This window comes from Kitasatospora sp. NPDC094015 (assembly GCF_040304075.1).
GTDB lineage: Bacteria > Actinomycetota > Actinomycetes > Streptomycetales > Streptomycetaceae > Kitasatospora.
In genome coordinates this window covers 19,243-37,827 of record NZ_JBEOUL010000019.1, presented here as the reverse complement: position 1 = coordinate 37,827, position 18,585 = coordinate 19,243, and the positions used below count along the sequence as shown (strand labels likewise).

13 protein-coding genes are annotated in these 18,585 nt (G+C 72.0%); 3 read left to right on the top strand and 10 right to left on the bottom strand.

The annotated features are described in order from the left end of the window. Nucleotides 1–8: 8 nt before the first annotated feature. The 4 genes from ABT014_RS22090 to acnA all read right to left on the bottom strand — a co-directional run bounded on the left by ABT014_RS22090 (nt 9) and on the right by acnA (nt 6,933). The gene (locus ABT014_RS22090) at nt 9–941 is read right to left on the bottom strand and encodes a carbohydrate ABC transporter permease (RefSeq protein WP_350640727.1); all 933 of its coding nucleotides are present in this window, start codon (nt 939–941) and stop codon (nt 9–11) included. A 76-nt stretch (nt 942–1,017) separates the two neighbouring features. After that, a complete protein-coding gene (ngcE, locus tag ABT014_RS22085; RefSeq protein WP_350640726.1) occupies nt 1,018–2,424 on the bottom strand; it encodes an N-acetylglucosamine/diacetylchitobiose ABC transporter substrate-binding protein in 1,407 nt (468 codons plus the stop codon). 370 nt (nt 2,425–2,794) lie between these two features. Further along, entirely contained in the window at nt 2,795–4,114 is a 1,320-nt protein-coding gene (locus ABT014_RS22080) for a glycoside hydrolase family 18 protein (protein ID WP_350640725.1), read from the bottom strand. A 170-nt stretch (nt 4,115–4,284) separates the two neighbouring features. Continuing rightward, complete coding sequence (acnA, locus tag ABT014_RS22075) at nt 4,285–6,933, bottom strand: aconitate hydratase AcnA (RefSeq protein WP_350640724.1); 2,649 nt, start codon at nt 6,931–6,933, stop codon at nt 4,285–4,287. A gap of 285 nt (nt 6,934–7,218) precedes the next feature. Between acnA and ABT014_RS22070 the strand changes: the two genes are divergently transcribed. Both ABT014_RS22070 and ABT014_RS22065 read left to right on the top strand, forming a co-directional pair. Next, nucleotides 7,219–7,620, top strand: coding sequence for a type II toxin-antitoxin system VapC family toxin (locus ABT014_RS22070; RefSeq protein ID WP_350640723.1), 402 nt, complete (start codon nt 7,219–7,221; stop codon nt 7,618–7,620). Nucleotides 7,621–7,793: 173 nt separating this feature from the next. After that, entirely contained in the window at nt 7,794–8,390 is a 597-nt protein-coding gene (locus ABT014_RS22065; RefSeq protein WP_350640722.1) for a superoxide dismutase family protein, read from the top strand. Nucleotides 8,391–8,453: 63 nt separating this feature from the next. Here the strand turns inward: ABT014_RS22065 and argF are convergent, their stop codons facing one another. The 3 genes from argF to ABT014_RS22050 form a co-directional block, all read right to left on the bottom strand. Continuing rightward, the gene (gene argF, locus ABT014_RS22060; protein ID WP_350640721.1) at nt 8,454–9,452 is read right to left on the bottom strand and encodes an ornithine carbamoyltransferase; all 999 of its coding nucleotides are present in this window, start codon (nt 9,450–9,452) and stop codon (nt 8,454–8,456) included. A 268-nt stretch (nt 9,453–9,720) separates the two neighbouring features. Then, complete coding sequence (locus tag ABT014_RS22055) at nt 9,721–12,321, bottom strand: polynucleotide kinase-phosphatase (protein WP_350640803.1); 2,601 nt, start codon at nt 12,319–12,321, stop codon at nt 9,721–9,723. Between the two features lie 122 nt (nt 12,322–12,443). Next, complete coding sequence (locus ABT014_RS22050) at nt 12,444–14,057, bottom strand: 3' terminal RNA ribose 2'-O-methyltransferase Hen1 (RefSeq protein ID WP_350640719.1); 1,614 nt, start codon at nt 14,055–14,057, stop codon at nt 12,444–12,446. A 133-nt stretch (nt 14,058–14,190) separates the two neighbouring features. Between ABT014_RS22050 and dapD the strand changes: the two genes are divergently transcribed. After that, on the top strand, nt 14,191–15,180 hold the full coding sequence (gene dapD, locus ABT014_RS22045) for a 2,3,4,5-tetrahydropyridine-2,6-dicarboxylate N-succinyltransferase (protein ID WP_350640718.1): 990 nt from the start codon (nt 14,191–14,193) through the stop codon (nt 15,178–15,180). Between the two features lie 263 nt (nt 15,181–15,443). Here dapD and ABT014_RS22040 read toward each other — a convergent pair whose 3' ends face one another. From ABT014_RS22040 to ABT014_RS22030, 3 genes are all read right to left on the bottom strand, one after another. Next, nucleotides 15,444–16,502, bottom strand: coding sequence for a DUF6099 family protein (locus ABT014_RS22040; RefSeq protein WP_350640717.1), 1,059 nt, complete (start codon nt 16,500–16,502; stop codon nt 15,444–15,446). A gap of 187 nt (nt 16,503–16,689) precedes the next feature. Further along, on the bottom strand, nt 16,690–17,121 hold the full coding sequence (locus tag ABT014_RS22035; protein ID WP_350640716.1) for a nucleotide pyrophosphohydrolase: 432 nt from the start codon (nt 17,119–17,121) through the stop codon (nt 16,690–16,692). 108 nt (nt 17,122–17,229) lie between these two features. After that, nucleotides 17,230–18,498 carry an AAA family ATPase gene (locus ABT014_RS22030; protein ID WP_350640715.1) on the bottom strand — a complete coding sequence of 423 codons (1,269 nt, stop codon included), beginning with the start codon at nt 18,496–18,498 and terminating at the stop codon, nt 17,230–17,232. Nucleotides 18,499–18,585: the final 87 nt, after the last annotated feature.

The window sequence follows — 18,585 nt, the reverse complement described above, 5'->3', positions numbered from 1 at the left end:
GGCCCCGCTCAGTACTCGATCCGGTCGCGCTTGGTGGCCCAGAGCGAGACGACGGACAGGATCAGCGTGAAGAAGAAGATCACCACACCCATGGCGCAGGCGTAGCCGGCCTCGCCGTTGCGCAGGAAGCTGCGCATCAGGTACGTGGAGATCAACTCGCTGTGGTGGTCAGGGCCGCCGCCGAAGTAGGCGCCGGGGGTGATGCTGGAGACCAGCGCGAAGGCGTCCATCGCGACGATCGCCAGGTACACCCAGGCGGTCTGGACGGTCTCCCAGAGCAGCGGCAGGGTGATCCGCAGGAAGGTCTGGCCGCGCTTGGCGCCGTCCAGCAGGGCGGCTTCGTAGATGTCCTTCGGGATGCCCTGCATGGCCGCGGAGAAGAGCACCAGGTAGAACCCGACGCCGGACCAGACCAGCACCGCCAGCACGCACCACATGACCATGTCCGGGTCGGACAGCCACTGGACCGGGTGGGCGGCGTCGGCCAGCCCGAGCTTGATCAGCACGCCGTTGGCCAGGCCCGCGCCGTCGGTGCGGTAGACCGCGCCCCACAGCACCGCGAGGATCGCGATCGACAGGACCTGCGGGAAGAAGAAGACCACCTTGTAGAAGGAGGCGCCGCGCACGCCCTGCACGCCGCCGGTGCCGCTGCGGCCGCCGACGTTGAGCATGAAGGCGAAGAAGAGCGCGATCAGTATGGTGAGCACCGGCAGCAGCACGAGCAGCAGCAGGTTGTGCCAGATCGCACCGAGGAAGACCTCGTCATCGAGGAGTCTCGTGTAGTTGTCCAGGCCGACGAAGTTCATCTCCTGGCTCTGTCCCGACCAGTCGGTCAGGGAGTATCCGAAGGTCTGCGCGTACGGCCAGAGCACCAGGCTCACGTACAGCAGGATCGGAAGAAAGAGGAACCCCACGATGAAGGGGTACTTGCCGTGACGCATCGCCACTTCTCCTGTCCTCAGGCAAGAGGCACCGGGGGCGGTTAGGGGCCCCCGGTGCGCTCCGGAACTCCGCCGGTCAGGCGGTCTTGTTCTTGGTGGCCGACTCCTTGGCGCGCTTGATCCACTCCGCCGGATCGATGCGCGCGGCCATCAGCTCGCCGGAGGCGTTCTGCAGGTCCTCGTCGAACTTGCTCGCGGTGTTCGGGTACTGGAAGTTGAAGGTGTTGGCACCGGCCGCCTTGAGCGCCACCACGGTGGAGGCGGTGCCCGGCTTCAGCTTGACCTCCGGGCCGACACCGTCCTTGAGACAGGTGAGGCTGTTGGCGGTCTGGGCGAACTTGCCCGAGGCCTCCTTGGTCAGCATCATCCGCAGGAACTCGATGCCGCCGGCCACGTTCTTGGCCTTGGACGGGACGATGAAGGGCTCGCCGGCACCGGCGCGGATCGCCTCGAACGGCAGCTTGTCACCGGGCAGCGACGGCATCGGCAGGAACGCCATGTCGAAGTCGGCCGGGGTGGTGGCGAGCTGCTCGTTCTCCAGCCAGGAGCCGGAGGGGATGAAGGCGGCCTTGTACTGGTTCCACGCGGTCTGCGACTCGGTGTGGGTCATGCCGTTGGTGCCGGGGAGCAGGAAGTCCTTGGAGACGATCTGGTAGAACGCCTCGACCGAGGTCTTGACCGCCGGGTCGTCCCACGCGGTGGCGTCCAGGCTGTCGATCCGCTTCATGAGGTCCAGGCCGCCCTGCTTGGCGATCATGTCCATCATGACGACGTTGATGTAGTACGGGTACTTGCCCTGGTGGGCGACGGGCGCGATGCCGGCGGCCTTGATCTTGCCGCAGAGGTCGATGAACTCGGCCCAGGTCTTCGGCGCGGTCCAGCCGTGGTCCTTGAACAGCTTGTTGGAGTACCAGAAGCCGAACACGGTGTAGACGTAGGACAGGTTGTAGACCTTGCCCTTGATGGTGCCGGACTCGACGGTCCCGGGCATCAGCACGTCGCGGATCTTCTTCGACGGGTCGTCGATGTAGGGCGAGTCCAGCAGCGGGGTGAGCTCGGTCAGCTGGTTGGAGTCGGCCAGCACGTCCAGCTTGATCTGCTTGGCGCCGGAGTCGTCGATGACGTCCGGCGGGCTGCCGGCGTTGAAGCGCGGCTGGAGCTTGCCGGTGACGTCCTTGTCGGCCTGGTGGTTGATCTTGGCGCCCGGGTAGCTCTTCGAGTAGATGGCCTCGAAGGCCTTGGCGTACTCGTTGCCGTAGCCGCCGTCGAAGATGAAGACCTCCAGGCCCTCACCGTCCTTGACGCCGAACGGGTTCTTGGCGTCGCTCAGGTTGAAGCCGCCCGCTCCCTTGGAGCCCTTGTCGCTGCTGCCGGTGCCACCGGCGCAGGCGGCGAGCAGCGAGCCGCCGCTCGCGGCGAGCACGGCGATGCCGGCGGCCCGCTTGAAGATGTCACGACGGTTGTACTCGGTTGCAGAGCCCATGAGTGCCCTAACCCCTCGGTGTCCAGAGAAGATGCAAGACAGGTCTGACGGACGGTCAATTCCTGTTGGATCAGGCGCGCCTAGCGGCAAAGGTGCCGGTCAGAGGCGGTTTTCTTCGATGCGCAAAGGTATAGTCCACTGTTCATCTGGCGGCAATAGCCCGACCGCCTGATGCCGGTGCTGACGGTCAAAGCGTTGTCGGCGGTGCAGCATGTGCAATGTGCAGGAAGCCTGCATATTGCGCGTGCGGCTCGACGATGACCGAAAATGTAGCGCGATCATGCGCGTTTGAACATAGAAACGCGCAGCTTCGCGCATCACGAGCCAGAAACGTGATGTGCGAAGCTGCGCGCCGCCGACTGCCGGAGGATCAGCGTCCGATCCGGCCGAGCCCCTTGTCCAGGGCCGTGACCAGGGATCCCTGGGCGTCGTCGTTGTCCAGCGACCAGGCCATCACACCACCCAGCCCGTTCCAGCGGGAGTACTGCGCCTTGCGGGTCAGCAGCTCCGGCGTGTCGTACGACCAGAACTCGGTCCCGTCGTACTTCCAGGTGGCGCCGTGCAGCAGGTCGTCGTGGACGGTACCGGGCAGGTCCTTGATCCGGTTGTACGGGAGGTTCCCGCCCTGCGCGGGGCCGGTGGCCGGCTGGTAGAGGCCGGCCTTGGTGCCGGCCGGAACGCCGGTCCAGCCGTAGCCGTAGAACGGCACGCCGAGCACGGTCTTGGCGGCCGGCAGGCCGGCGGCCAGGTAGTGCCGCACCACCCGGTCGGCGCTGTAGCCGCGGTTGTCGACGGCCGGGTCGGCCCGGTCGGAGTAGAGGTTGGCGTTGTGGTCGGTCGGCCCCTGGGCCTCCCAGGTGCCGTGCAGGTCGTAGGTCATCAGGTTCAGCCAGTCGACCGAGCGGGCGACCTTGCGGACCTCCAGCTGGTCCGCCCGGGCCTCGTTGGCCGGCACCGCGGCGGTGAGCAGGTAGTGGGTGCGCGACTTCGCGCCCAGCGCGTCCAGCTGGCGGCGGAACTCCTGCATCAGCAGGGTGTAGTTGCGGCCGTCCTCGGGGCGCACCACGTTGCCCGGGTCACCGCCGCCGCCCGGGTACTCCCAGTCGATGTCGATGCCGTCGAAGACCCCGGCACCGGCCGCCGCGCCGCCCTCGACCGAGCCGAGCTGCGGCAGGTTGCCGCGCAGGTAGAGGTCGAGGCAGGAGGAGACGAACTTCCGGCGCGAGGCGTCGGTGAGGGCGGCGTCGGAGAAGTACTTCGACCAGGTCCAGCCGCCGAGCGAGACCACGGCCCGCAGCTGCGGGTTGGCCGCCTTGAGCTTGCGCAGCTGGTTGAAGTTGCCCTTGAGCGGCTGCTCGGCGGTGTCGGCCACGCCGTCCACCGACTCCTCGGCCCCGACCGGCCGCTGGTAGTCGGCCCAGGCGTCGCCGACCCCGGCGCCGTTGGCCTCGAAGCAGGTGCCCTCGGCGGAGACGTTGCCGAAGGCGTAGTTGATCACGGTGAGCTTGCCGGCCTGCCCCGAGGTCTGCACCTTCTTGGCGGAGAACCCGCTGTAGATGCCCCACTGGGTGAAGTAGCCGACCCGCTGCCCCTCCAGGCGCGGGGCGCGGTCGTGGGCCTGGGCGACGGGGGCACTGAGGGCTGCGGCGACCGTGACGGCGGCGACAGCGGCTGCGGTACGACTGAGCATGCGCATACGAGAAGACCCGTGGCTCTCTCTGAATCAGCGTCAAATGGTCTGGACCAAGCTGAGACAGAGGTTTAGTCCAAGGGCGCCACCCGCACAAGGGGGTGCGCACAACGCGGACCGGGCCGCACCCCTTCGCAGGGGTGCGGCCCGGTCGCCGGACGGGGTGCGGGTCAGCCGTTGATCAGGCTGCGCAGCACGTACTGCAGGATGCCGCCGTTGCGGTAGTAGTCCGCCTCGCCGGGGGTGTCGATCCGGACCACGGCGTCGAACTCGACGTCGCCGGCCTTGACCTTGACGGTCTTCGGGGTGCGGCCCTCGTTCAGCTCGGTGACACCGGTGAAGGAGAAGGTCTCCTCGCCGGTCAGGCCGAGCGACTCGGCGGTCTGGCCGGCCGGGAACTGCAGCGGCAGCACGCCCATGCCGATCAGGTTGGAGCGGTGGATGCGCTCGTAGGACTCGGCGATGACGGCCTTGACGCCGAGCAGCGCGGTGCCCTTGGCCGCCCAGTCGCGGGACGAGCCGGAGCCGTACTCCTTGCCGGCCAGGACGACCAGCGGGATGCCGGCGGCCTGGTAGTTCTGCGAGGCGTCGTAGATGAACGACACCGGCGCGTCGGCCTGGGTGAAGTCGCGGGTGTAGCCGCCCTCGGTGCCCGGCGCGATCTGGTTGCGCAGGCGGATGTTGGCGAAGGTGCCGCGGATCATCACCTCGTGGTTGCCACGGCGCGAGCCGTACGAGTTGAAGTCGCGCTTCTCCACGCCGTGCTCGGTGAGGTACTGCGCGGCCGGGGTGCCCGGCTTGATGTTGCCGGCCGGGGAGATGTGGTCGGTGGTGACCGAGTCGCCCAGCTTGGCGAGCACGCGGGCGCCGGCGATGTCGTTCACCGGGCTCGGGGTGGTCGCCATGCCCTCGAAGTACGGGGGCTTGCGGACGTAGGTGGACTCGGCGTCCCACTCGAAGGTGTTGCCGGTCGGGATGGGGAGCGACTGCCAGCGGTGGTCACCGGCGAAGACGTCCTGGTAGCCCTTGTCGAACATGGCCTCGTCGATGGAGCCGGCGACGGTGTCGGCGACCTCCTGCTCGGAGGGCCAGATGTCGGCGAGGAAGACGTCGTTGCCGTCCGCGTCCTGGCCGAGCGCGTCCCGGGTGATGTCGACGTTCATGTTGCCGGCGAGGGCGTAGGCGACCACCAGCGGCGGGGAGGCCAGGTAGTTCATCTTGACGTCCGGGTTGATCCGGCCCTCGAAGTTGCGGTTGCCGGAGAGCACCGAGACGACCGCGAGGTCGGCCTCGTTGACGGCGGCCGAGACCTCCTCGGGCAGCGGGCCCGAGTTGCCGATGCAGGTGACGCAGCCGTAGCCGACCAGGTTGAAGCCCAGCTTCTCCATGTACGGGAGCAGGCCGGCCTTCTCGTAGTAGTCCATGACGACCTTGGACCCGGGGGCCAGGGTGGTCTTGACCCAGGGCTTGACGTGCAGGCCCTTCTCCACGGCCTTCTTCGCCAGCAGGGCGGCGCCCAGCATGACGGAGGGGTTGGAGGTGTTGGTGCAGGAGGTGATCGAGGCGATCACGACCGCGCCGTTGTCGATCTCGTAGGTCGAGCCGTCGGGCGAGGTGACGGCGGTCGGCTTGGAGGCCTCGGCGGCGTAGGTCGGCAGCGCCTCGGCGAACTTCTGCGCGGCCTCGGCCAGCACGACCCGGTCCTGCGGGCGCTTCGGGCCGGAGATCGACGGCACGACGGTCGAGACGTCCAGCTCGAGGTACTCGGAGAAGACCGGCTCGACCGACGGGTCGTGCCACAGGCCCTGGGTCTTGGCGTACGCCTCGACCAGGGCGAGCTGCTGCGCGCTGCGGCCGGTCAGCTTCAGGTAGTTGATGGTCTCGGCGTCGATCGGGAAGATCGCACAGGTCGAGCCGAACTCCGGCGACATGTTGCCGATGGTGGCGCGGTTCGCCAGCGGGATCGCGGTGACGCCCTCGCCGTAGAACTCGACGAACTTGCCGACCACACCGTGCTTGCGCAGCATCTCGGTGATGGTGAGCACCAGGTCGGTGGCGGTGGTGCCGGCCGGCAGCTGGCCGTTGAGCTTGAAGCCGACCACGCGCGGGATCAGCATGGAGACCGGCTGGCCGAGCATCGCGGCCTCGGCCTCGATGCCGCCGACGCCCCAGCCCAGCACGCCCAGGCCGTTGACCATGGTGGTGTGCGAGTCGGTGCCGACGCAGGTGTCGGGGTAGGCCTGGCCGCCACGGACCATGACCGTGCGGGCCAGGTGCTCGATGTTGACCTGGTGCACGATGCCGGTGCCCGGCGGGACGACCTTGAACTCGTCGAACGCGGTCTGGCCCCAGCGCAGGAACTGGTAGCGCTCCTTGTTGCGGCCGTACTCGATCTCGACGTTCTGGACGAAGGCGTCCGGGGTGCCGAAGCGGTCGGCGATGACCGAGTGGTCGATGACCAGCTCGGCCGGGGCCAGCGGGTTGATCTTGGAGGGGTCGCCGCCCAGCTCCTTGACCGCCTCGCGCATGGTGGCGAGGTCGACGACGCACGGCACGCCGGTGAAGTCCTGCATGATCACGCGGGCCGGCGTGAACTGGATCTCCTCACTCGGCTCGGCGTTCGGGTCCCAGCCGCCGAGGGCGCGGATGTGGTCGGCGGTGATGTTCGCGCCGTCCTCGGTGCGGAGCAGGTTCTCCAGCAGGACCTTGAGGCTGTACGGCAGCCGCTCGGAACCCTCGACGGCGGAGAGCTTGAAGATCTCGTACGACTCGTCGCCCACCTGCAGCGAGCTGCGGGCGTCGAAGCTGTTCGCGGACACGACTGACTCCTTCTAGGTCCACCCAGTGGTAAGGTAAGCCTTACTTGGCTCCGCCTCGCCACGATGGAAGGCGTGCGCCTCTCGGCAAGTATCTTGATGTCAAGATAAATCATAGTGCGTAGTTATCTCGACGTCGAGATAAACCATAGTGCATGCCCGTTCGCCGGACGACGCCAGGCGGGCCCGGGCATCCTCTCCAACCTTCCCCTGCCGACCGCCGCCCGCAACCGCAGCCGCGCTACCGTGGGCCCGGTCCGTCGAATCCGCAGGCAGGGAGCCCGTCCGGTGATAGTCGTCGATGCGTCAGCGCTGGTCCTGGCCCTGGCGGACGAGGGTGAACGCGGCGCGGCGGCCCGGGCCGAGCTCGCCGCCGACGGCGACTGGGCGGCCCCCGAGCACCTGCTCATCGAGGTGATGCAGTCGCTGCGCGGCCTCTACCTGGCCCGGCAGCTGACCCCCGAACGGGTCGCCGAACTGGCGGCCGAACTCCCCGGGATCGCCTTCCGCAAGGTCGAGCTGGGCGGGCTGCTCGGGCGGGTCTGGGAACTCAAGGACAACCTGACGCCGGACGACGCCGCGTACGTGGCCGTCGCCGAACACCTCGGCGCGCCACTGGTCACCGCCGACCTGCGGCTGATGCGGGCGAGCGGGCCGCGCTGCGAGATCCGGGGCATCGGGGGCGCCTGAGGTCGGGGGGCTCCTGACGGGGACTGGTGACGGGGACTCCTGGCGGGGGGCTCGGGGCGGCGGGGGCGGCTCCCCGTACGGGTGACCCGGCGGCACGGCGGCGTGCGGCCGTGGCGGCCGGACCGCCACGGTGGGCGGTGTCCAGCCCCGACCAGCCGGAAGGCCCCGCCCCGATGTCCGTCCCGTTCCCCCTCCCGCGCGCCGGACGCCTCCGCGGCCCGCGCTCCGGCACTCTCTCCGGCCCGCTCTCCGGTCTGGCCGGTGCCATGGTGCCGCTGGCCGTCCTGCCCGCCGCCGTCTCGCCGACCGTGGTGGCCGCCGACTTCGACCCGGCGACGGCCTTCGTCCCGCCGGCCGCCGTCAGCTACGCCCAGGACCTGGTGCCGTACGGCGCGCGGGTCCGGGTCACCGTGGTACGCGGCGCCGGCCGGACCACGGTGGCGGTGGCGCTGGCCTCGGTGGCGCCCGACCACACCTTCCCCGCCCACGTGCACACCGGCCGCTGCGGGGCCGACCCGGCCGCCTCCGGCCCGCACTACCAGCACCAGGTCGACCCGGTGCAGCCCTCCAGCGACCCGGCCTTCGCCAACGAGCGCAACGAGCTGCGGATGCAGGTACGGACCGACGCCACCGGGGCCGGTCAGGCCCGGACCACGGTGGGCTGGGAGTTCCGGCCGAACTCGGCCCACTCGGTGGTGCTGCACGCGGGCGAGGCCGCCGCGGGACACGCGGCAGGCGACCGGGTGGCGTGCGTGAACGTCGACTTCTAGTCACCCCCCTGCAGCGGTGCGCCCCGACCGCGGTCAGGCCAGGGGCAGGCTGGGCCAGCCGGGTCAGGCCAGGGTCGCCACCAGCACGGCCTTGATGGTGTGCAGGCGGTTCTCGGCCTGGTCGAAGACCAGCGAGTGGTGCGACTCGAAGAGCTCGTCGGTCACCTCGAGCTCGGTCATCCCGGTCGCCTCGTGCAGCTGTCGGCCGACCTCGGTACCCAGGTCGTGGAAGGCCGGCAGGCAGTGCAGGAAGCGCACCGCCGGATTGCCGGTGGCGCGGACGGTGTCCATCGAGACCTGGTAGGGCCGGAGCACCTCGACCCGCTCCGCCCAGACCTCCTTGGGCTCGCCCATCGACACCCAGACGTCGGTGTAGAGGAAGTCCGCCCCCGCCACCCCGGCGGCCACGTCCTCGGTCAGGGTGATCCGGGCGCCGGTCCGGCCGGCCAGCTCCTCGGCCGCCTTGCGCACCTCCTCGGCCGGCCAGAGCTGCTGCGGGGCGACGATCCGGATGTCCATCCCCAGCAGCGCCCCGGTCACCAGCAGCGAGTTGCCGGTGTTGAAGCGGGCGTCGCCGAGGTAGACCAGGGTGACGTCGGCCAGCGGCTTGGTGGAGTGCTCCCGGATGGTCAGCACGTCGGCCAGCATCTGGGTGGGGTGCCACTCGTCCGTGAGGCCGTTCCACACCGGTACGCCCGCGTGGGCGGCCAGCTCCTCGACGATCTCCTGGCCGTACCCCCGGTACTCGATGCCGTCGAACATCCGGCCGAGCACCCGGGCCGAGTCCTTGATCGACTCCTTGTGGCCGAGCTGCGAACCGGCCGGGTCGAGGTAGGTGGTCGCGGCGCCCTGATCATGGGCGGCGACCTCGAACGCGCAGCGGGTGCGGGTGGAGGTCTTCTCGAAGATCAGGGCGATGTTCTTGCCGCGCAGGCGGGGCTGCTCGGTGCCCGCGTACTTGGCGGCCTTGAGCTGCGCCGCCAGGTCGACCAGGTGCCGGAACTCCTGCGGCGTGAGGTCGAGCTCCTTGAGCAAGTGCCGGTTCCGGAGGTTGAAGGCCATGCCGGGCTCCTGGGTCGTCTGGCGGATCGGGGCACGTGTTCTCGGTCCCGTGATTGGCTCGGCGAACCGAGAGACGGGAAGTGTATACGACTGGCGGAATTTATATGCAGAGCGGGGGTAACGGCGGCCCCACGGCGCGCGGGACATCCCGAGAACACCGTGGGGCCGTTGCCGGTCGTGCCGCCACCCGGCGCCCCGCCCGGGGTCTCCCGGCGAGGCGGCCGGGGCTACCCGGCGACCTGGCCGAGGGCGGCCCGCCGGGCGGGCACTACAGCCGCGGGTCCACCGGCTCCGACTCCAGCGCCAGCACCGCGAAGACCGGCTCGTGCACCCGCCAGAGCGGCTCGCCGGCGGCCAGGCGGTCCAGTGCCTCCAGGCCGAGCGCGTACTCGCGCAGCGCGAGCGAGCGCTTGTGCCCCAGGAAGCGCTGGCGCAGCTGGTCCAGGTACTGGGTGTAGTCCGGCCCGTAGATGATCCGCAGGTACTCGCGGCCGCGGACCTTCACGCCCGGCTGCACCAGCCGGCCGTCGGCCCCGCCCCGGACCAGCGAGGCCAGCGGCTTGACCACCATCCCTTCGCCGCCCGCCGCGGTGAGCTCCTCCCACCAGGCGATGCCCGCGGCGACCGAGGCCTCGTCCGAGGTGTCGACCACCAGCCGGCCGGTGCGCTGCAGGATCGGCGCGGCCTGCTCGTCGGCCTCGACCAGCCGGTCGATCCAGCCGAGGTGCTGGTCGTGCGGGCGCACCGCGAGGTTGGCTCCCTCGGCGGCCAGCAGCTGGAAGGGGGCCAGCCGGATGCCGGACAGGCCCTCGGTGGGCCAGCAGTAGCGGCGGTAGGAGGCGGTGAACGCCTCCGCGTCCGCCGCCCGCTGCCGCTGCCGGGCGGTCAGCTCGGCCACGTCGAGGCCGCGGCCGGCGGCCTGGGTCAGCGCGGCCAGCACCCGGGGCAGCGCGGCACCGGCCGCGGCGCCCACCGCGGCGTACTGGCGGCGCAGCAGTTCGGCGGCCTTCAGCGACCAGGGCATCAGTTCGGCGTCCAGCAGCAGCCAGCCGGTGTCGAGCTCCTCGAACAGGCCGGCCCGCTCGGCGGCGGCCCGGACCCGGTCGAGGACGGCGCCGGTCAGCTCGGCGTCACCGAGGAAGGCGCGGCCGGTCCTGGTCCAGATCGCGCCCGGGCCGGGCAGGCCGAACCGCTTCTCCAGCGCCGCCCCGTCCCGGGCGACCAGCACCACCGCGCGCGAGCCCATGTGCTTCTCCTCGCACACGACCTGCCGGACGCCGTCGTGCGCGTAGCCGGCGAACGCCTCCTCCGGGTGCTCCAGGTAGCCGTCGCGGCGCGAGGTCGCGCACGGCGCCATGGTCGGCGGGAGGTAGCTGAGCAGCCGCGGGTCCAGCGCGAACCGGCTCATCACCTCCAGGGCCGCCGCCGCGTTCTCCTCCCGGATCGAGATCCGGCCGTGGTGGCCGGTCTCGACGATCCGACGGCCCGCCACGTCGCCGAGGTCCAGCGGGCGGCCCTCCCGGGAGCCCGGCGCATCGGTCTGCATCGGCCGCACCGGGGCGTACCACTCCTGCTCGGCGGGCACGCTCACCAGCTCCCGCTCCGGGTAGCGCAGCGCGGTGAGGCTGCCGCCGAAGACGCAGCCGGTGTCCAGGCAGATGGTGTTGTTGACGAAGCTCGCGGCCGGCACCGGGGTGTGGCCGTAGACCACCATCGCCTTGCCCCGGTACTCCTCGGCCCAGGGGTAGCGGACCGGCAGGCCGTACTCGTCGGTCTCGCCGGTGGTGTCGCCGTACAGCGCGTGCGAGCGGACCCGGCCGGAGGCCCGGCCGTGGTACTTCTCCGGCAGGCCGGCGTGGCAGACCACCAGGTCGCCGCCGTCCAGCAGGTAGTGGCTGACCAGGTCGCGCATGAAAGCGCGGACCTGGACGCGGAACTCCTCCGGCTCGGCGGCCAGCTGGTCCAGCGACTCCTGGAGGCCGTGCGAGACGGTGACCTTGCGGCCGGCCATCTGCCGGCCGAGCTTGTTCTCGTGGTTGCCCGGCACGCAGAGCGCGTGGCCGGCACCGACCATGCCCATCACCAGGCGCAGCACGCCCGGCGTGTCCGGTCCGCGGTCGACCAGGTCGCCGACGAAGACCGCGGTGCGGCCCTCGGGGTGGACCGCGTCGACCGGACGGCCCTGGTCGTCCCGGCTCAGGGTGTAGCCGAGGCGGGCGAGCAGGGTCTCCAGCTCGGAGCGGCAGCCGTGGATGTCGCCGACGATGTCGAACGGGCCGGTGAGGTGGCGCAGGTCGTTGAAGCGCTTCTCGGGCACGATATCGGCGGCCTGCACCTCGGCCTCGCCGCGCAGGATGTGCACCTTGCGGAAGCCCTCGCGCTCCAGGCCGCGCAGCGAGCGGCGCAGCTCGCGCTGCTGGCGCGGGATCACGTGCGGCGGCAGCTGGCGGTCGGGCCGGTGCCGGTTGCGCTCGGCGCAGACGGCGGGGGGCACGTCCAGCACGATGGCGATCGGCAGCACGTCGTGCTCGCGGGCGAGCGCGACGAGCTGGCGGCGGGCCTCCTGCTGGACGTTGGTCGCGTCGACCACGGTGAGCCGGCCGGCGGCCAGCCGCTTGCCGACGATGTAGTGGAGCACCTCGAACGCCTCGGCGGAGGCCGACTGGTCGTTCTCGTCGTCGGCCACCAGCCCGCGGCAGAAGTCGGAGGAGACCACCTGGGTGGAGAGGAAGTGCTTGCGGGCGAAGCTGGACTTGCCCGCGCCGGTGGTACCGATCAGCACCACGAGCGAGACGTCGGTGACGGGCAGCCGGCGGACGGCCGGAGCGGCGGCATCGGGGGCCGAGTCGTCCGGGGCGTCCGGGGCCATGGCCGCAAGGGCTTCGGGGTCGCGAGTCACGGCGTCGTCGTCGTGGGTCAGGGCGTCGGTCGGCGACGGGGTGGCTGCGGCGCCGTCGGGCTGCGCGGCCTCGGCGGGCTGTGCGGCGGCGGTCATCGGGTCGCGCTCCCTTCCTGGATGGCGGAGTCGGTGTCGGCGGCGGTGGTGTCGGATTGGTCGGCGGCGGCGGTGACGGCGGGGCCGGTGTCGGCGGGGGTGCCGATCCGGAAGAGGGCGAGCTGGGTGGGCGCGCCCACCTCCTCGTCCACCGGACCGACCGGGCGGAGGCTGTACGTGTACCCGTACTTCCGGGCCACCTCACCGGCCCATCCGGCGAACTCCGCGCGGGTCCACTCGAAGCGGTGGTCCGAGTGCCGGACGTGCCCGGCCGGGAGGCTCTCCCAGCGGACGTTGTACTCGACGTTGGGTGTGGTGACGACGACGGTGGACGGCCGGGCCGCACCGAACACCGCGTACTCGAGGGCGGGCAGCCGGGGCAGGTCGAGGTGCTCGATGACCTCGGAGAGCACGGCCGCGTCGTAGCCCTTGAGCCGGACGTCGGTGTAGGTCAGTGCGCCCTGGACCAGCTTGACCCGGGCCGACTGACGCTCGGTCATCCGGTCCAGTCGCAGCTTACGGGCGGCGGCGGCCAGGGCCCGGGAGGACACGTCCACTCCGAGCACCTCGGTGAAGCGCACGTCCTTGAGCAGCGCCCCGACCAGCTCGCCCTGTCCGCAGCCGAGGTCGAGCACGCGGGCGGCGCCGGTCTCGTGCAGCGCGCCGACGATCGCCTCCCGGCGCCGGACGGCGAGCGGAACGCCCTTCTCCGCAGCTTGCTCGGGTTGGCCCGCGGTCTGCTCCCCGGCGGCCTGCTGCTGGTGGGTCTCCTCCTCGGCGGTGTCGTCGACCGCGTTGTCCACCTCCTCGGCCTCCCGGTCGTCGGCCTCGGCCAGCCGGGCCAGCGCCAGCCGCTCCAGTGCGAGCCGGGTCAGCGACCAGCGGCGGGCCAGGTACCGACGGGTGATCAGCGAGAGCTCGGGGTGGTCGCCCAGCCAGCCCTCGCCGGCCGCGAGCAGCTTGTCGACCTCGTCCGGCGCCACCCAGTAGTGCTTGGCACCGTCCAGCACCGGCAGCAGGACGTACAGCTGCTGGAGCGCGTCCGACAGCCGCAGGGTGCCGGTGAGCCCGACCTTCACGAAGCGGGAGGCGCCCCACTCCGGGAAGGTCTCGTCGAGCGGGATGTCGGTCGCGTCCACCTGCCAGCCCAGCGGCTCGAACAGCCTGGTCACCATGGTCACGCCGCCACCGGCCTCGCCGGAACCGTTGGCGGGCACGGCGGGCAGCTCGATCCGCAGCGGCAACGGCTGCTCCGCCAGCCCCGGCCGCAGCTCGCAGACGCCCTTCATCGCGGACCGGAATACCGCCCGCAGCGCCACCGCCAGCAGCGAGGACGCGGCGTAGGACCGGTCGTTGACGTACTGGGCGAGCGCGAAGTCGGGCGAGCCGCCGCGGCCCTTGCCCCGGCCCTGGCGGACCAGCGCGATCGGGTCGATGTCGAGCAGCAGCACCGCGGTGCACGCCGCTTCGGTGGCTTCCGGGTAGAGGACGTGGGCCACGCCGTGGGAGGTCGAGAACCGCTGCACCTTGTCGGGGTGCTTGTGGAGCAGGAATCCCAGGTCGGTGGCAGGCCGCTCGGCCGTGCCTGTGGTGGAGATCGAGATGAACACCTGTCCGAGTATCGACCACGGCCGTCTCCGCGGTCACCGGGTTTTGGCCGGCCGAGCCGGCGGTGGCCACGCCGCGCCGTCCGGACGGTGGGCGTGTTCGGCAAGCCGGACGGGGATTGGCTAACGTGCACGTGTGACTGCTGATACCTCCTCCCTCGCACGCGGTGCCGTCGCCGCCGGTCTGGCCACCATCACCGCAGACGGCACCATCCTCGACACCTGGTACCCCGCGCCGGAGCTGGCCGACGCGCCCGGCCCGGCCGGCACCGTCCGGCTGACCGCCGAGCAGGCCGAGGCCGCGCTCGGCCCGGGCGCCTCCGAGGCGCTGCGCGCCGACGCGCGCCGGGGCGTCGAGGTCGTCGCGGTGCGCACCACGATCTCCTCGCTGGACGAGAAGCCGCTCGACGCGCACGACGCCTACCTCCGCCTGCACCTGCTCAGCCACCGCCTGGTGAAGCCGCACGGGCAGAACCTGGACGGCATCTTCGGGCTGCTCGCCAATGTCGCCTGGACCAGCATCGGCCCGGTGCCGGTGGACCTGGTCGAGCAGGCCCGGCTCGCCGTCCGCGCGCAGGGCGGCCAGCTCGCCGTGTACGGCATCGACAAGTTCCCGCGGATGACGGACTACGTGGCGCCGGGTGGCGTCCGGATCGCCCACGCGGACCGGGTGCGGCTGGGTGCCCACCTGGCCGAGGGCACCACCGTGATGCACGAAGGCTTCGTCAACTTCAACGCCGGCACCCTCGGCACCTCGATGGTGGAGGGCCGGATCAGCGCGGGTGTCGTGGTCGGCGACCACAGCGACATCGGCGGCGGCGCCTCGATCATGGGCACCCTCTCCGGCGGCGGCAAGCAGGTCGTCTCGGTGGGCGAGCGCTGCCTGCTCGGTGCCAACGCCGGTATCGGGATCTCGCTCGGCAGCGACTGCGTGGTCGAGGCCGGCCTGTACGTCACCGCCGGGACCCGGGTCACCACCCCGGACGGCACGATCGCCAAGGCGGTCGAGCTGTCCGGCCAGGACAACCTGCTGTTCCGCCGCAACTCGCAGTCGGGTGCGGTCGAGGTCATCGCCCGCTCCGGTTCCTGGGGCGGGCTCAACGCGGAGCTGCACGCGCACAACTGATCTCCTCTCGCCTCGCCGGGCCTCCGGCGCCCGCCGTCCTCGCGACGGCCGGCGCCGGGGGCCCGTTGTCGTACGGCCCGCCGCCCTCCCGCGCCCACGCTCGCGCCGGGCCGGCTCGTGCGGCCTAGCCCAGCGGGCTGCCGGGTCGCAAGCCCGGCTCACCCCTGGGGCTGACCCGCCGGACGGCAATGGACCTCAAAGGGTGGTCTGCGGTGACCGGCCGAGTCCGGGGCTCGTTGGACCGGCGGCCGACATCCGTCGCATCACACCGCACTACCGAGCTGGAGGGGCCCCCTCATGTCCGAGCCCTGGTCCGAGGCGCCCGCCGCGTCGCAGACGCCCGCCGCCCCCACCGCCCCCGAGGCGCCGAAGAGCCTGCTGGAGCAGATGCAGGAGCTGCTCGCATCGATCAGCACCGACCTGGCCGGGCTCGACGCCGACCTGCAGTCCTCCGGGGCGCGGGCGGCCAGACAGGCCCGCGCCGTCGAGGGTTCGGCCGAGGCCGGATCCGGCCGGTAGTCCCGGCCCGCGGGCGGCCCCAGCGGGACGACCAGTATCGGCGCCGCCCGCTCGGCCCGGCGGTCGCCGCCGCGTGCGGGCGCCGGGTCATCGGCCGGCCGACCGGATGCGGCCACCGACGGCTGCTGGACCGGGTCGAGATCCTCTTCGTCCGGGAGCGCGTCGACGGCCTCCGGGAGTTCGGCCGCCTCCGGCATCGGCGCTCCCGACTCCCGCCGGACCGTCCGCAACAGCTCGACCACCAGGTCCTTGCACTCGGCCCCGGCGTCCACCCCGTCGATGCACCGCCAGTAGACGCTCTCGGCCTCGGCCCCGCAGGCGAGCACCACCAGGGTCTCGGCGACCTCGTGGAGCAGGGTGCCGAGTGCCAGCAGGACGGGCTCGAGCTCGCCGAGTTCGCCCAGCCGCCCGGCCCGCCCGCCGCCGGACCAGCCCGCCGACCACGCCGCCCAACCGCTGGCCGCTTCCCGGCCTCCGCCGGCGCGGGCAGCACCCGCGCACCCGTCGCCGGCGCAGAGGTCGCCCTCGCAGGCCCCGTCCTGGCAGGCACCGTCCGTGCACGCGCCGTCGGCGCAGGCGGGATCGGCTTCCGGCGGCGGTTCGAGGCAGGCGGCGGCGTGGCTGCCCGCATCACCGAGCAACTGCCCGAGCGCGGCCCGCTCACCGCCCGTGGTCTCCGCGATCCGCGCCCCGATCGCCTCGGTCAGCAGACCCGCCTGCCACGCCTCCAGCAGCGCGTCCGGCACCGTCCTCGCCTCGGCCAGGGCGTGCCGGGCGGTCTTGATCAGTCGCAGCGCGTCCATCCCCGCCGCTCCCTTCGCTCGCGTCGGACCGCCGCCGGCGTGGCAGCGGATCACGACGCAAGAGTGCGGCCAGGACGGCCGTCCCGGCAGACCCCTCCCGATTCCTGTGGACAAGCCCGGCCTGTGGACAACTCAGGTCCCCCACACGGGTGAAGGGCAGCAAGCTCGTCGCCCACCACCCACCCCGTCAGCCGATGTCCGCCCCACCCGTCGCCCCGGCCCCGCCTGGCTCACCGGCACCGCCCGCCTCCCCGGCCCCGCCCGGCACCGGGAACCGCTGCTCGTTGCGTTCGATCTTCGCCGCCAGCGCCTCCAGCGGGTCCACCCCCACCGCCGAGCAGAACTGGAGCAGGTACGCCAGCACGTCCGCCACCTCGTCCCGGACCCGGTGGGCGGCCGCCGGTTCGGCCATCACCTCGGCGGCCTGTTCCGGGGTCAGCCACTGGAAGATCTCCAGCAGCTCGCCCGCCTCCACGCTGAGCGCGGCGGCGAGGTTCTTCGGCGTGTGGAAGGGCTGCCAGTCGCGGGCCGCCGCGAACGCCACCAGCCGCTGCTGGAGCTCCCCCAACGAGGGGACGGGCGGGGTGTCGGCCTGGCGGGTGCTCTGTCGATCGTTCACCCCGCCAGGTCTACCCCATCCGGCCGCCACCCACCGCCGCCCCCACAGCCACAAGCCGGGCAGCGCCCCCACCACTGCCCCACCCACGACCGCCCCGCCCGCCGACGCTCACGGCTGCCGCACGTCGACCGCCCCCTGCGCCGGCACCCGCGGCCCCTCCGACCGCAGCAGCACGCTGTGCCCGCTCGCCGGGTCGCGCCGGCACTCCACCAGCTCGACCCCGGTCACCTCCCGGGCCGCGGCCGGCTCCTGCAGCGCCCCCAGCAGGCGCACGTCCTCCTTGGCGCACACCTCCGAGGCCAGCCGCAGCAGCGAGGCGGCCTGCTCGACGCCGAGCCCGGCCCCCAGGTCCTCGGCCAGCACGGTCAGCTGACGGTGGGCCGGGGGTACCTCCTCGGCCGGGTCGACGTCCAGCACCCCGGCCCCGGTGAGCAGCACCGCGGCGAACGCGAGCAGCCGCAGCATGCCGTCCGAGGCCTGGTCGGCGCCGGTCCGGCCGAGCACGCCCTCGTCGAAGACCGCGAGCAGCCGCTCCTGCGGCGCGATCCCCCGGCGGGCCACGTCGAGACCGAGCAGCGGGTGCGGGGCGGCCGCCTGCACGGCCTTGAGCAGCCGCCCGTAGCGCCGGGTGCAGTCCCCCTTGAGGCGGGCCAGCACGGCGGAGATGTTGGCGGCGCTGCCGAGCAGCCGGGCCTGCGGGTCGGGCCTGGCCCAGCCGCGCATCACGGCCGGGACGGGGTGCAGTGGGAAGACCTCGCGCAGGGCGGTGAGCAGCTGTTCGGAGGCGGTCAGCACCTTGCGCTCGCCCGGTGAGGAGCCGGCCACCCGGAGCGGGATCTGGGCGGTGATCAGGCTGCCGCTGGGGAACGGGGCCCGGATGTCGCCCTGCCGGGTGTCGTTGTGCCAGGTGACGTTGATCCGGCCGTGCGGGACGTCCTGCTCGCCGGTCTCCACCAGCGTCTCGCCGTCCAGGGTCAGCCACTCGCGGGCGATCCTGACCTGGCCGTCGGTGCGCACCACGACCTCCAGCCGGATCGGCCCGGCGTGGGAGCGGACCGTGCAGCCGAGGATGATCGCGTTCCGTCCGTGCGGGACGCAGCCGGCCAGCCCGCCGCGCAACGGGGTCGCCAGCGGGCCGCTGGTGGCGCCGTTGCCGTCCAGCGAGGGGCGGATCTCCTCGCCCTGCGCGAGCCGGGAGAGTACCGCGAGGGCGTCCAGCGCGTTGGACTTCCCCACCCCGCTGGGCCCGTGCAGCACGGTGAACGGGGAGAGCCCGAGGGTGGCCCGTCGGTAGGACTTGAAGGACGTGAGCCGGAGCTCCTCGACGGTCGGGCGGAGCGTGGGACGGGGTGCACACTGGACGGCTTCGCTGGTCACCCCGAGGACCCTAGCCCCCGCCTGATCAGCAGAAACGTGACTCCTGCGGCCATTCACCCCATTGAGTCAGCCGGGTGCGGGGGCCCT

Excerpts from the sequence above, each read along its gene's own strand:
- ABT014_RS22040 (WP_350640717.1), bottom strand. The coding sequence starts at position 16,502 with ATGGACGCGCTGCGACTGATCAAGACCGCCCGGCACGCCCTGGCCGAG.
- argF (WP_350640721.1), bottom strand. The coding sequence starts at position 9,452 with ATGGCCTTCAACCTCCGGAACCGGCACTTGCTCAAGGAGCTCGACCTC.
- ABT014_RS22055 (WP_350640803.1), bottom strand. The coding sequence starts at position 12,321 with ATGGCCCCGGACGCCCCGGACGACTCGGCCCCCGATGCCGCCGCTCCG.
- ABT014_RS22080 (WP_350640725.1), bottom strand. The coding sequence starts at position 4,114 with ATGCTCAGTCGTACCGCAGCCGCTGTCGCCGCCGTCACGGTCGCCGCA.
- ngcE (WP_350640726.1), bottom strand. The coding sequence starts at position 2,424 with ATGGGCTCTGCAACCGAGTACAACCGTCGTGACATCTTCAAGCGGGCC.
- ABT014_RS22090 (WP_350640727.1), bottom strand. The coding sequence starts at position 941 with ATGCGTCACGGCAAGTACCCCTTCATCGTGGGGTTCCTCTTTCTTCCG.
- ABT014_RS22065 (WP_350640722.1), top strand. The coding sequence starts at position 7,794 with ATGTCCGTCCCGTTCCCCCTCCCGCGCGCCGGACGCCTCCGCGGCCCG.